This is a genomic window from Rhodococcus sp. YH1, assembly GCF_009939605.1.
Taxonomy (GTDB): domain Bacteria; phylum Actinomycetota; class Actinomycetes; order Mycobacteriales; family Mycobacteriaceae; genus Rhodococcus; species Rhodococcus aetherivorans.
This window is the reverse complement of record NZ_WVTE01000120.1, coordinates 15,922-28,683: the sequence shown is the minus strand read 5'-3', so window position 1 is coordinate 28,683 and position 12,762 is coordinate 15,922. Positions and strand designations below refer to the sequence as shown.

The 12,762-nt window shown below is 71.7% G+C and carries 13 protein-coding genes; 5 read left to right on the top strand and 8 right to left on the bottom strand.

What is annotated here, in order from left to right:
- Nucleotides 1-77: 77 nt before the first annotated feature.
- From AIIKEEIJ_RS11235 to AIIKEEIJ_RS11225, 3 genes are all read right to left on the bottom strand, one after another.
- On the bottom strand, nt 78-707 hold the full coding sequence (locus AIIKEEIJ_RS11235; protein WP_006938688.1) for a phosphoribosyltransferase: 630 nt from the start codon (nt 705-707) through the stop codon (nt 78-80).
- Between the two features lie 83 nt (nt 708-790).
- The gene (locus tag AIIKEEIJ_RS11230; protein ID WP_006938685.1) at nt 791-1,222 is read right to left on the bottom strand and encodes a hypothetical protein; all 432 of its coding nucleotides are present in this window, start codon (nt 1,220-1,222) and stop codon (nt 791-793) included.
- Nucleotides 1,223-1,358: 136 nt separating this feature from the next.
- Complete coding sequence (locus tag AIIKEEIJ_RS11225) at nt 1,359-2,633, bottom strand: TrpB-like pyridoxal phosphate-dependent enzyme (protein ID WP_006938673.1); 1,275 nt, start codon at nt 2,631-2,633, stop codon at nt 1,359-1,361.
- A gap of 122 nt (nt 2,634-2,755) precedes the next feature.
- Between AIIKEEIJ_RS11225 and AIIKEEIJ_RS11220 the strand changes: the two genes are divergently transcribed.
- The 3 genes from AIIKEEIJ_RS11220 to AIIKEEIJ_RS11210 all read left to right on the top strand — a co-directional run bounded on the left by AIIKEEIJ_RS11220 (nt 2,756) and on the right by AIIKEEIJ_RS11210 (nt 6,369).
- Entirely contained in the window at nt 2,756-3,328 is a 573-nt protein-coding gene (locus AIIKEEIJ_RS11220; RefSeq protein ID WP_161995667.1) for an LmrA/YxaF family transcription factor, read from the top strand.
- Nucleotides 3,325-4,365, top strand: a complete 1,041-nt coding sequence (locus AIIKEEIJ_RS11215) for an SDR family oxidoreductase (RefSeq protein WP_161995666.1) — start codon at nt 3,325-3,327, stop codon at nt 4,363-4,365. Before AIIKEEIJ_RS11220 ends, AIIKEEIJ_RS11215 begins: the two co-directional genes overlap by 4 nt.
- Nucleotides 4,366-4,434: 69 nt before the next feature.
- A complete protein-coding gene (locus AIIKEEIJ_RS11210; protein WP_081636982.1) occupies nt 4,435-6,369 on the top strand; it encodes a DEAD/DEAH box helicase in 1,935 nt (644 codons plus the stop codon).
- A gap of 77 nt (nt 6,370-6,446) precedes the next feature.
- On the opposite strand, the gene AIIKEEIJ_RS11205 is transcribed toward AIIKEEIJ_RS11210, so the two are convergent.
- The 3 genes from AIIKEEIJ_RS11205 to AIIKEEIJ_RS11195 form a co-directional block, all read right to left on the bottom strand.
- Complete coding sequence (locus AIIKEEIJ_RS11205; protein WP_161995665.1) at nt 6,447-7,250, bottom strand: DUF1206 domain-containing protein; 804 nt, start codon at nt 7,248-7,250, stop codon at nt 6,447-6,449.
- Between the two features lie 108 nt (nt 7,251-7,358).
- Nucleotides 7,359-7,874, bottom strand: a complete 516-nt coding sequence (locus tag AIIKEEIJ_RS11200) for a mycothiol transferase (RefSeq protein WP_006938667.1) — start codon at nt 7,872-7,874, stop codon at nt 7,359-7,361.
- Nucleotides 7,871-9,772 carry an ABC transporter transmembrane domain-containing protein gene (locus AIIKEEIJ_RS11195; protein ID WP_161995664.1) on the bottom strand — a complete coding sequence of 634 codons (1,902 nt, stop codon included), beginning with the start codon at nt 9,770-9,772 and terminating at the stop codon, nt 7,871-7,873. Before AIIKEEIJ_RS11195 ends, AIIKEEIJ_RS11200 begins: the two co-directional genes overlap by 4 nt.
- A 193-nt stretch (nt 9,773-9,965) precedes the next feature.
- Between AIIKEEIJ_RS11195 and AIIKEEIJ_RS11190 the strand changes: the two genes are divergently transcribed.
- Nucleotides 9,966-10,427 carry a PPOX class F420-dependent oxidoreductase gene (locus tag AIIKEEIJ_RS11190; protein WP_006938665.1) on the top strand — a complete coding sequence of 154 codons (462 nt, stop codon included), beginning with the start codon at nt 9,966-9,968 and terminating at the stop codon, nt 10,425-10,427.
- A 9-nt stretch (nt 10,428-10,436) separates the two neighbouring features.
- Here AIIKEEIJ_RS11190 and AIIKEEIJ_RS11185 read toward each other — a convergent pair whose 3' ends face one another.
- Both AIIKEEIJ_RS11185 and AIIKEEIJ_RS11180 read right to left on the bottom strand, forming a co-directional pair.
- Nucleotides 10,437-11,039 carry an AMIN-like domain-containing (lipo)protein gene (locus AIIKEEIJ_RS11185; protein WP_161995663.1) on the bottom strand — a complete coding sequence of 201 codons (603 nt, stop codon included), beginning with the start codon at nt 11,037-11,039 and terminating at the stop codon, nt 10,437-10,439.
- A 47-nt stretch (nt 11,040-11,086) separates the two neighbouring features.
- Nucleotides 11,087-11,857 (bottom strand): deoxyribonuclease IV, encoded by a 771-nt coding sequence (locus AIIKEEIJ_RS11180; RefSeq protein WP_161995662.1) that lies wholly within the window; start codon nt 11,855-11,857, stop codon nt 11,087-11,089.
- Between the two features lie 138 nt (nt 11,858-11,995).
- Here AIIKEEIJ_RS11180 and AIIKEEIJ_RS11175 point away from each other — a divergent pair, with 138 nt between their 5' ends.
- Nucleotides 11,996-12,754 carry an ABC transporter ATP-binding protein gene (locus AIIKEEIJ_RS11175; RefSeq protein WP_050036311.1) on the top strand — a complete coding sequence of 253 codons (759 nt, stop codon included), beginning with the start codon at nt 11,996-11,998 and terminating at the stop codon, nt 12,752-12,754.
- Nucleotides 12,755-12,762: the final 8 nt, after the last annotated feature.

Genomic DNA, 12,762 nt, shown 5'->3' with positions numbered 1-12,762 from the left:
TTGTAGCCTTTTCGCTCTGACCTGTGAAGATACCTGTTAATGACGGACACGGACAACTGTTGTCCGCGGGTGCGTGCTCAGGCGGGCTCGAGCAGGCGGGCGGCCTCGTCGTCGGAGAGCTGATGGAAGTCGTCGTATGCGGCGCCGACGCTGCCCAGGTCCGCGGGCGTGAACGGGCACACCACCTCGTCGGCCACCGCGCCCACGCGACGCGCCGCCTCCGGGGACGCCACGGGCACCGCCAGCACCACCCGTTCGGCACCGGACTCCCGAGCGGCCAGGCAGGCGACGGCTGCGGTCGCGCCGGTGGCCATGCCGTCGTCGACGAGGACCACCGTGCGTCCCGACAGCGACGTGCGCTCCTTGCCGCCGCGCAGCAGCCGGGCGCGACGGTCGAGTTCGGTGCGTTCACGGGCCTCGATCCGTGCGATCGAGTCCTCGGCCACCCTGCCGATCCGGATGACGTCCTCGTTGAGCACGCGGAATCCGCCCTCGGCGATGGCGCCCATCGCAAGTTCCGGCTGCCACGGCACCCCGAGCTTGCGGACGACGAGCACGTCGAGCGGGGCGTCGAGGGCGCGAGCCACCTCGCGGGCGACGGGGATGCCGCCGCGTGGGAGGGCGAGGACCACGGGGTTCGCGTCGCGCAGGTGGGCGACCGAGCGGGCCAGCCGCCGCCCGGCCTCCGGACGGCCGGAATAACGCATAGGTCGAGTATGCGCCCGGCGGCGGGCGGCCCGGGCGGGTTTGCGTCCGGATCCGGGCCCGCTCAGGCGACGGTGTGCAGGGCTCAGGCGACGGTGTGCAGGGCTCGGGCGGGCCGCAGGGCGTCGAGGAGCGGCTGCCAGGTGGAGGCGTCGCCGCCGCGCCGCTGCCACTCGCCGGCGAGGGTGGTGTCGTCCGTACCGGCGAGGTCGTCGATGGTGTCGACGCCGTGCCGGTACAGGACCTCGGCGGCCAGTTCGACGGTGTCGGCGGCGATGGGGGCCTCGTCGGGGCTGTAGCGGCGACGGTAGTGGCCGACCTTGCCGGCCCACTGGGCGCTGCCGCCGGTCTCCTCGAAGGTGCGCAGGAGCGCGCGGATCCCGTCGCGGCCGGCGTCCGCGCCCTGGGCGGCCCTGTAGGCCCGGTAGCGATCGGTGACGATCCCGGGATCTACGCCTCGGGTGCGGTGCACTGCGTCGAGCAGGCGCAGGGCCAGGTTGTCGGCTGCGTCGGGCATCGGGGCCTCCCGGTGGTGACATGGCGCGGTGGAGCGGTTCCACAGGTGTATCGCTGATGACCGGGCGTGTGTTGCATCACAGAGTTCCTCGGCGTGTCTTCCTCCCCGTCACAGGGGAGGAAGACACGCTCCGGCGCTATCCGAGCTCGCCGTGCAGGTATGCGGCGTAGGCCGGCAGGTCGAGCTGCCCGTGCCCGGACAGTCCGATCACGATCACCTCGGGCCCGGTCACGGTCCGCGCGTACTCGGCGGCCGCCGCGAGGGCGTGGGCCGACTCGGGGGCGGGCACGATGCCCTCGCTGCGGGCGAACTCGACGGCCGCCGCGAAGGCGTCGGTCTGCGCGACGGCCGTGCCCTGCACGTATCCCAGTTCGACGGTGTGGCTGAGCAGCGGCGCCATGCCGTGGTAGCGCAGCCCGCCGGCGTGGATGGGGTCGGGGATGAAGTCCTGACCGAGGGTGTGCATCTTGAGCAGCGGGGTGAGGCCGACGATGTCGCCGTGGTCGTAGCGGTACTCGCCCTGCGTGATGGACGGGCACGCGGCCGGCTCGGCGGCCACCACCCGCGTCGTGGCGCGACCGTGCAGCACCTCGCGCAGGAACGGGAACGACAGGCCGGCCAGGTTGGAGCCGCCGCCGGCGCAGCCGAACACGACGTCGGCCTGCTCCTCGCCGGCGGCGCGCAGCTGGGCGACGGCTTCGAGACCGATCACGGTCTGGTGCAGCACGACGTGGTTGAGCACACTGCCGAGCGCGTACCGGGCGGCGGGGTCGCCGGCGGCGACCTCCACGGCCTCGGACACGGCGATCCCCAGCGAGCCGGGGGTGTCCGGCTGTTCGGCGCGCACCTTGCGGCCGGACGCGGTGAGTTCCGACGGGCTCGAGTGCACGGTGCCGCCGTACACCTCGATGAGGTGCCGGCGGTACGGCTTGGACTCGTACGAGGCGCGCACCTGCCACACCTCGAGATCGATGCCGAACTTGGCGCATGCGAACGACAGCGCGCTGCCCCACTGGCCGGCGCCGGTCTCGGTCGTCAGCTTCTTCACGCCGTCGAGGGAGTTGTAATACGCCTGCGCCAGAGCCGAATTCGTCTTGTGGCTGCCCACCGGGCTCACGCCCTCGTACTTGACGTAGATGCGGGCGGGGGTGCCGAGTGCGCGCTCGAAGGACCGAGCCCGCAGCAGCGGCGTGGTGCGGTAGGTCGCGTACGCCTCCCGGACGGGTTCGGGGATCGCGATGTCGGTCTCGGTGGACAGCTCCTGCTCGATCAGGCCGGCGGCGAACAGCGGTTCGAGGTCGGCGGCCGTGACCGGTTCCCTGGTGCCGGGATGCAGGTGCGGCGGCGGGGCGTCGGGCAGATCTCCCGCGATGTTGTACCAGTGGGTGGGAATGCTGACGAGCTCCGGCACCGGAAGGTCCTTTCGTCTGTCGAGAGTGGAACCGGTTCAGTGTGCCCCCCGTCGCACGTGGCCCGTCCGGCGGAGGGCTCGCGGTGTCGACAGAAATATGTAGACCGGTCTATTATTTTGCCGTGACCACCAAGGGAGCACGCACGAAGGCGCGCATGATCGACACCACGCTGGAGCTGATCCAGACCCGCGGCTACCACGGCACCGGCCTCGCCCGCATCACCGACGCCTCCGGTGCGCCCCGGGGCTCGGTGTACTTCCATTTCCCCGGCGGCAAGGACGAGCTCGTCGTGGCGGCGCTGGACCGGGTGGGTGCGGAGTTCACCGGCCTGCTCGAGGCGCTGCTGGCCGAGGGGCGGACCGCCGCCGAGATCGTCGCCGCGGTGTTCGACGACCTCGCCGCCCGGCTCGGGCGATCCGGGTTCGCGGCCGGCTGCGCCGTCGCCTCCGTCGCCGTCGACGCCGCCACCGACAACCCCGTTCTGCAGCAGAGCTGCGCCCGCGTCTACGAGTCGTGGCGGGTGGTCCTCGATCGGGTGCTCGCCCGCGACGGGATGCCCGATGCCGCCCGGCTCGCCGGGGTGATCGTCAGCCTCGTCGAGGGCGCGACCACCGTCGCCCGTGCCCGGCACGACGTGGCCCCTCTGGTGGACGCCCGTGCCGTCGCGCTCGACCTCCTCGGAGCCGCGCGATGAGCGCCGCGGTGGTCTTCGGCGCGACGGGGTTCATCGGCCGCGGCCTGCTGCGGGAACTGCTCACCGACCCGGACGGCGACGACCTCGTCGTCGCGGCGGTGCGGACCGCGGAGTCGGGGGCGCGGCTGCGCGACCGGCTCGCGTCCGGCGGGGTGCCGCTGGACCGGCTCTCGGTCCACGTGTTCGATCCGGGCTCCGCCGAGCTCGTCCTGGATCCCGTGGCGGCGGACGTGCGCGACGTCTACAACCTCGCCGCCGCGTTCGCCTTCGGGATGACGGCCCGGGCGGCGCGTGAGGTGAATGTGGTTCTGGCCGAGAAGATCACCCGATTCGCGGCCGCTGCCGGCGCGCGCCGGCTGGTGCACGTCAGCGGATACCGCGTCGCGGCGTACCCGGCCGTGCCGGCGCCGTGGCCGCCCCGGTACCGGCGCCGGATCTACCGGAGGTTCGGCGCGTACGAGGCGTCGAAGATCGAGGCCGACGCGGTGGTGCGTGCACTCGCCGCGGAGCTCGGGGTCCCCCTCACGGTGGTCAACCCCGGAACGGTGATCGGCGACTCCCGGACCGGGGAGGCCGATCAGTACCTGGGTCTCGCGGAGCTGGTCGTGCAGCTCGCCCGCGGGCAGCTGCGCGCCGTGCCCGGCTCGCGGCGCACCGTGCTGCCCGTCGTCACCATCGACCACCTCGCGCGCTTCCTGGCGCTGATGCCGCGGGACCCGGAGACGGCGGGGCGGGCCTACTGGGTCCTCGACGACGCCACGCCGCCGCTGCCCGAGCTGGTCGCGCTGGTCGCCGACGAACTCGGGGTGGCCGCGCCGCGCCTGCGGATACCCGTCGCGGCGCTGTGGGCTCTGCCGGCCCGCCTGACCGGGGCGGAGAAGGAGACCCTGAGTTTTCTCAGCGCCGACACCTATCCGACGGCGCCCGCCACCGCCCTCGCGCGCCGGCACGGGCTCGAGTACCCGCCGGTGCGGCCGGCGCTGCGGCTGTGGGCCCGCCACGTGGCGGCGACGGCACCGGATGCGGCGTCCGGATAGGGTGGTCGGGGACCCTTGTCCGGCGCTGTGGAAGGGTCATGGCCGTCCATCCGATAAACTGCAGGTCAAATGAGTGATACTGTGCAAGACCCCGAAGCCGACACCGCTACCCCCACGTTCGCCGATCTGGACATCGACGCCCGTGTGCTGCAAGCGCTTTCGGATGTGGGCTACGAGACCCCGTCGCCGATCCAGGCGGCCACCATCCCGCCGCTGCTGGAGGGGCGCGACGTCGTCGGTCTCGCGCAGACCGGCACCGGCAAGACCGCCGCGTTCGCGGTGCCGATCCTGTCGCGGATCGACACCGCGGTGAAGCGGCCCCAGGCACTGGTCCTGGCTCCCACCCGTGAGCTCGCCCTGCAGGTCGCGGAGGCTTTCGGTAAGTACTCGGCGCACATCCCGGGTCTGCACGTGCTGCCCATCTACGGTGGCCAGAGCTACGGCGTGCAGCTGTCCGGGCTGCGCCGTGGCGCGCACGTCATCGTGGGCACCCCCGGACGTGTGATCGATCACCTCGCCAAGGGCACCCTCGACATCTCCGAGCTCGAGTTCCTCGTGCTCGACGAGGCCGACGAGATGCTCACCATGGGCTTCCAGGAGGACGTCGAACGGATCCTCGCCGACACCCCGGAGACCAAGCAGGTCGCGCTGTTCTCGGCGACCATGCCGGGCGCGATCCGCCGGCTGTCCAAGCAGTACCTGCACGACCCGGTCGAGATCACGGTCAAGTCGAAGACGACGACGTCGGCGAACATCACCCAGCGCTGGGTGCTCGTGTCGCACCAGCGCAAGCTCGACGCCCTGACCCGGATCCTCGAGGTCGAGCAGTTCGAGGCGATGATCCTCTTCGTCCGTACGAAGCAGGCCACCGAGGACCTCGCGGAGCGGCTGCGAGCCCGCGGTTTCTCGGCCGCCGCGATCAACGGTGACATCGTGCAGGCCCAGCGCGAACGCACCATCGGCCAGCTCAAGAGCGGTGCGCTGGACATCCTCGTCGCGACGGACGTGGCGGCCCGCGGTCTGGACGTCGACCGCATCAGCCACGTCGTGAACTACGACATCCCGCACGACACCGAGTCCTACGTGCACCGCATCGGCCGCACCGGCCGCGCCGGGCGCAGCGGTGACGCCCTGCTGTTCGTCGCCCCCCGCGAGCGGCATCTGCTCAAGGCGATCGAGCGGGCCACCCGGCAGCCGCTCACCGAGATCCAGCTGCCGTCGGTGGAGGATGTCAACGCCCAGCGCGTCGAGAAGTTCAACGATTCGATCACCGAGGCGCTCACGTCGGATCACCTGTCGCTGTTCCGCACGTTCGTCGAGGACTACGAGCGCGAGCACGACGTGCCCCTCGCCGACATCGCGGCGGCGCTGGCCGTGCTCTCCCGCGACGGGGAGTCGTTCCTCATGGAGGCCGAACCCGAGCCCGTGGCGCCGCCGCGGCGGGAACGCGAGCCGCGGGAGCGGCCGCCGCGCCGGTTCGACGACGACGGTGCGTCACGCGTCGGGCGCGACGGGCAGGAAATGGCGACCTACCGCATCGCCGTGGGTAAGCGGCACCGGGTGGTGCCCGGCGCGATCGTCGGCGCCATCGCCAACGAGGGCGGCCTGCGCCGCAGCGACTTCGGGCACATCAGCATCCGCCCGGACCATAGCCTCGTCGAGCTGCCGAAGGACCTGTCGCCGGAGACGCTCGAGGCGTTGCGCGGCACCCGCATCTCCGGGGTGCTCATCCAGCTGCAGCCCGACAGCGGCGCACCGGCGGGTCGGCCGTCGACCTACCGTCAGCGCGACGACCGCGGCGAACGCCGTCAGGGTGAGCGCAAGGAGTACGGCGGCAAGAAGGACTGGGGCGATCGCGGCGGCCGCAACAAGGACTTCGGGGGGCGCGGCGACCGGTTCGGCGACAAGCCGAACCGGGGATTCCGTGAACGCTCCGGCGAGCGCGGGCAGTCCGGTGGACACGGCTCGGGCGGCCACAGCGGCGGCTACCGCGGGCGCGACTGAGCACAGCGGCGGCTACCGCGGGCGCGACTGAGCACAGCGGCGGCTACCGCGGGCGCGACTGAGCACAGCGGCGGGGCTCACATCTTCCCGTACCGCGCGAGGACGAAGCAGTACGCGCCGTACGCGGCGATACCGAGGCCGGCCGCGACGAGCAGGATCTGACCGAACGGGGCGGTGCCCAGCGTCTTGAGGGCACCGTCCAGTCCCGTCGCCTTGGACGGATCGGCGGTGAACGTCGCGACGAGGACCAGGACGCCGGCGCCGGCGATCGCCAGGCCCTTCGCGACGTACCCGACGGCGCCGAGCGGCTCGGCGTACCGGGGCAACCGCGCCCGGTGCAGGTCGTCGAGGAACTTCTTCGCCGCGCCCTTGTAGACGTGGTAGGCACCGATTCCGATGATCACCAATCCGGCCGCGACGAGCAGGACCTTGCCGCCTCCGGACTGCATCAAGCGGGCACTGAGTCCGGCGTTCTGTTCACCGCTCGACTTGCCGGTGCCCCGCGCGAACTGGAACGCGGTCAGTGCCAGCGCCAGGTACGCCACGGCGACGCCGACGGTCTTGACCCGGTCCAGGGCGGACGGTTTCTCGACGTCCGAACGTTTGCCCACTGCGGCCTCGACCAGACGCCACAGTGCCAGCGCCGTGAGCGTCACGGCAAGGATCCACAGGACGATCCGGCCGCCGGGCTGGGCGGCGAGCTCGCCGAGGGCACCGGACTGATCGGCACTGGCCGGATCGCCGAACGCGACCTGGACGACGATGTAGGCGATCAGCAGGTGCACGACCCCGCTCGCGGCCTGTCCGACCCGCGCCACCTTCTCGAACATCGGGTGCTGGGCAGCGCCCGCAGCTCCCGTGCTGGTCTGTTGTCCGGTCACGCGACGGCCTCCAGGATCTCGCGGCGACGGCGCCGGGGCGCCCCGGCAGTGGTGCCTACGGCGAGCCTATCGCGCCGGCGGGGCGTCGTCCGGGTTCGCCGGCGCCGGCTACCGGACCCTGCCGGCCAGGACGTCGGCGGTGGCGCCGTCGACGGATTCGCGGATGATGTCGGCGTGGCCGGCGTGCCGGGCCCATTCCTCGATCTGATGCAGGACCAGGAACCGCACGGAGAGCGGCACGCCCTGGTCCAGCCATCGGGCGATGTCCGCCGGCAGGTCCACCACCCGGCCCAGGTCCGGGTCCGCCCGCAGCACGTCGGCGAAGCGGGCCGCGACTGTGTCGAGCCGGGCGAGCTGATCCGCGACGGTCTCGTCGTCGCGCACCGCCCACCCGGCCGTCCACGCCGCCACCGGGTCCGGCTCGCGGCTCTGCGTCCCGGCGATGCGGTCGGCGGCGGCGACCTCGCCGTCGATCACATGGTTCAACAGCGACGCCAGGCTCATCGCGGAGGCGCTGGGCACGCTGCGCGCCTGGTCCTCGGTCAGGCCGGACAGTGCGTTGCGGAACGCGGCGCGCTGATTGTCGAGAAGCAGGAGCAGCAGATCGGTCTCGTTCGTCGTCATGCGCCCAGTGTGGGAGCCATTGCGGACACCCGCGGTCCTGAATCGGCGAACTGGGTGCGGTACAACTCGCCGTAACGCCCGCCGGCGGCGAGCAGCTCGGAATGGGTGCCGCGCTCGACGATGCGTCCGGCCTCGACCACGAGAATCAGATCCGCCGCGCGGACCGTGGACAACCTGTGTGCGATCACCACGGAGGTCCGTCCGGCCAGCGCCTCCGTGAGCGCCTCCTGCACGGCAGCCTCCGACGTCGAGTCCAGGTGCGCGGTGGCCTCGTCGAGGATGACCACCCGCGGGTGGGCGAGCAGCAGCCGCGCAATGGTCAGCCGCTGGCGCTCACCGCCGGAGAGCCGGTACCCGCGCTCGCCGACGACGGTGTCCAGGCCGTCGGGCAGGGCGCGGATCAGGTCGGTGAGCCGGGCCCGGCCCAGCACCTCCCACAGCTCGTCCTCGGTTGCCTCCGGGCGGGCCAGGAGCAGATTCGCCCGCACGCTCTCGTGGAACAGGTGCCCGTCCTGGGTGACCATGCCGACGGTCCCGCGGATCGACGCGGTGGTGAGCCGGCGCACGTCGACCCCGCCGAGCAGCACGGATCCGGAGTCGGTGTCGTAGAGCCGCGGCACCAGTTGCGCGATCGTGGACTTGCCGGCGCCGGAGGAGCCCACCAGGGCCACCATCTGCCCGGGCTCGGCCCGGAAGCTCACGTCGTGCAGGACCGGTGCGCCGCCGCGGATGTCGAGCGTGGCCACCTCCTCCAGCGACGCCAGCGAGACCTTGTCGGCGGCGGGGTATGCGAAATCCACGTGCCGGAACTCGACGGCGACCGGGCCGTCGGGGACGGGGCGGGCGTCGGGGGCCTCCTCGATCAGCGGCCGCAGGTCGAGCACCTCGAAGACTCGCTCGAAGCTCACCATCGCGCTCATCACGTCGACGCGGGCGCTCGCGAGTGCTGTCAGCGGCGAGTACAGGCGCGTCAGCAGCATCGCCATCGCCACGACGGCACCCGGCTCGAGCTGGCCGCGCAGCGCGTAGAAACCGCCGAGGCCGTAGACGAGGGCCAGCGCGAGGGCGGACACGAGGGTCAGGGCTGTGACGAACACCGACTGCAGCATCGCCGTCTTCACCCCGATGTCGCGCACCCGGCGGGCGCGGACGGCGAACTCCGACGACTCCTGCGACGGCCGGCCGAACAGCTTCACCAGCGTCGCGCCGGGCGCGGAGAATCGCTCCGTCATCTGGGTGCTCATCACCGAATTGTGGTTGGCCGCTTCACGATTCAGGCGCGCCAGCCGCACGCCCATGTGCCGGGCGGGCACCACGAAGATCGGCAGCAGCAACAGTGCGAGCAACGTGATCTGCCAGGAGATCCCGATCATCACCACGAGCGTGATCGCGAGGGTGACGAGGTTGCCGACCACGCCGGACAGGGTGTCACTGAACGCCCGTTGGGCGCCGATGACGTCGCTGTTGAGCCGGCTGACGAGGGCGCCGGTGCGGGTGCGGGTGAAGAACGCGATGGGCATGCGCTGCACGTGGTCGAACACGGTGGTGCGCAGGTCGAGGATGAGGTCCTCGCCGATGCTCGCGGACAGCCAGCGGTTCAGGATGCCGAGCCCGGCCTCGACGACGGCGATGGCGGCGATCAGCATCGCCAGCCACGTGATGACCGAGAGGTCGGCGCGGTCGACGATGGCGTCGATCACCCGGCCGGCGAGGACCGGGGTGGCCACGCCGAGTGCGGCGATCACCACGCTCAGCAGCAGGTACATGCCGATGTTGCGGCGGTGGGGGCGGGCGAACTCGGCGATCCGGCGCAGGCTGGCGCGCGAGAACGGACGCCGGTCGCTCTGCGCGTGCATCGCGTTGTACATCGCGTTCCACGCGGTCACTTCCATGCTCATGCGGGAGCCTCCTGAAGTCGGTCGCCCGACCGTAGAACCTCGAGTGGACTCGAGGTCAAGCGTAGGTGCGCGGACTGCTGCGGGCTCGCGAGGGCGGCACCGAGTCTGCCCGTTCGTGTAGAACCCGCCACCGGATTCTGCACGTGACCTCCGACAGGGCCCATCGTCACGGCCGCGCACGTAGGGTCGGAGCATGGCACCGAAGATCGCAACGGCGGACCGCGTGGACCGCGACCGGCTGCTCGAATTCGTCCGCCCGCGCCACCGCGGCACCCTGGTCACCACCCGGTCCGACGGCCGGCTGCAGATGTCCCCGGTCACGTGCGGGCTGGACGACGCCGGCCGCATCGTGATCGCGACCTACCCGGAACGCGCCAAGGTCGTCAACATCCGCCGCCGCCCGGCCGTGTCGATCCTGATCCACTCCGACGACTGGAACGGGCCCTACGTCCAGGTCGACGGCACCGCCGAGGTGATCGACCTGCCGGACTCGGTCGAGCCCCTCGTCGAGTACTTCCGCGCCGTCGCCGGGGAGCACCCCGACTGGGACGAGTACCGGGAGGCGATGCGCACGCAGGGCAAGTCGCTGATCCGCATCACCGTCGAGGACTGGGGTCCGGTCGCGACGGGCGGTTTCCCGCCCGGCCGGGCCTGAGCCGCCCGATCAGCGAGCGACGTCGACGACCAGCCGCGTCGGGTTCGTCAGCGCGTACACGGCGAACGGCGTGTTCGGCTCCGCGACGCCGACGAACGACTGGGTCACGCCCTCGAAGACGCCGGAGCCGTTGACCTCGACGACCGAGCCGCCCGGCTGCGCGAGCACCGGGTTGGGGCCGGAGTACGGTTCGACCCCGCTGTCGAACGGATACGCGGACCCGTCGATGAGCACCTGCAGGATCGCGCCGCCGGCGACGGCCACGTCGTTGCCGCTGCCGTCCTGCACCGCCCGGTCGACGTATCCGACGCGCCACCCCGGGGTGCCGGTGCCGCCCATCTCGTACACGACCCGGTCGAAGTTCTCGTGCCGGCCGGTGCGGATGTCGGTGACGGTCAGCTTCGCGCCGGCCGAGGCGGGCGACGTCTTGTCCGATGCGTCGGTCGGCGCGGGCTCGGGGGTCGGCGACGAGTCGGCGGACCCCGACCCCGACGAGATCGTGGAGGTGGCGGTGCTCGCCGACGCGGAGGGTGCCGGGCTGTCGGCGTCCGAGCAGCCCGCAAGTACCAGCGCGGCGGCGGTGACGACGAAGGCGATCCGGGCGTGCTTCATGAGCAAGATGTTACGGCTGTGACGGCCCGGTCTCCGGGAGGCGTGCCTCACCCGAGCAGTTCGCGCAGGTAGGCGACATCCTCGGCGATCCCCTCCGCCGGGGTCTCGAGGACGATCGGCGCGTCCGCGGCCCGGCACACCGCCACCAGCAGGCCGGGGTCGATCGTGCCGGCGGCGATGTTGGCGTGCCGGTCCCGGCCGGAGCCGAAGCCGTCGCGGGAATTGTTCAGGTGCACCAGATCGATCCGGCCGGTCGCGGCCCGTACCCGCTCGACGACGTCGACGAGGTCCTCGCCGCCCGCCCACGCGTGGCAGGTGTCGAGGCAGAAGCCCACGTCGTAGTCGCCGACGGCATCCCACAACCGCGCGATCGCATCCACGTGCCGGGCCATCGCGAACTCGCCCCCGGCGGTGTTCTCGATCAGGACGGGCACCGCGAACCCGCCCTTGTCCTCCTGTCGCTCGAACAGCTTGCGCCAGTTCTCCACGCCCGCGGCGACCTCCTCGCCGGACTGGACGTGGCCGCCGTGCACCACCAGGCCGAAGGCGCCGATCCGGGCGGCCGCCTCGGCGTGCTCGGCCACGGCCTTGCGCGACGGCATCCGCAGCCGGTTGTTCGTGCTGGCCACGTTGATCACGTAGGGGGAGTGCACCACCACCGCGACGTCGGAATCGCGGAGCTGTTCCTCCCGGGGGTGCGGGCCCGGCTTCGTCCACTGCTGGGGATCGCCGAGGAACAGTTGCACCAGGTCTGCGCCGACGCGTTCGCCGCAGCCGATCGGATCGTCGTTTTGCCGGACGTGTGCTCCTATCCGCATGGTCTCGACGGTAGCGCCCGGCGGCGACGCAGGAGAACCTCACCGGGACGTCACCGGGCGCACCCTGAGAACCGTCCGGCGCGGAATCCGGGACGTCCCCGATGGTGCCCTGTCGGAAAAGTCAGGAAGATGGTGGGCATGCCAGCCCACACCGCCACTGCCGCGCGCGCAATCGATCTGAGAAAGACCTACGGAACCGGTGAGACCGCCGTCCACGCCCTCGACGGCGTGAACGCGGAGTTCGCGGCGGGGGAGTTCACCGCCATCATGGGTCCCTCGGGTTCGGGGAAGTCGACGCTGATGCACTGCCTCGCCGGCCTCGACACCGCCACGTCCGGTTCGGTGGTCCTCGGCGACACGGACCTGACCGACCTGTCGGACAAACAGATGACGCAGTTGCGGCGCGACCGCATCGGCTTCGTCTTCCAGGCGTTCAACCTGGTGCCCACGCTCACCGCCCTCGAGAACATCACGCTGCCCGTCGACATCGCCGGCCGCAAGGTCGACCGCGAATGGCTGGACACCGTCGTGAACCGCCTGGGACTCGGCGACCGGCTCGACCACCGGCCCGGGGAGTTGTCCGGCGGTCAGCAGCAGCGCGTGGCGTGCGCCCGCGCGCTCGCCGGCCGGCCCGAGATCATCTTCGGCGACGAGCCCACCGGCAACCTCGACTCCCGTTCCTCGGGCGAGGTGATGTCGATCCTGCGGGCCGCGGTCGACGAGTTCGGGCAGACGGTCGTGATTGTCACCCACGATCCGCGTGCGGCCAGCTACGCGGATCGGGTGGTGTTCCTCGCGGACGGGCGCATCGTCGACGAGATGCGCGACCCGACCGCCGACTCGGTGCTCGACCGGATGAAGCAGTTCGACGCCGTCGCCGTTCCCACGGCGAAGTAGGGCGAGCC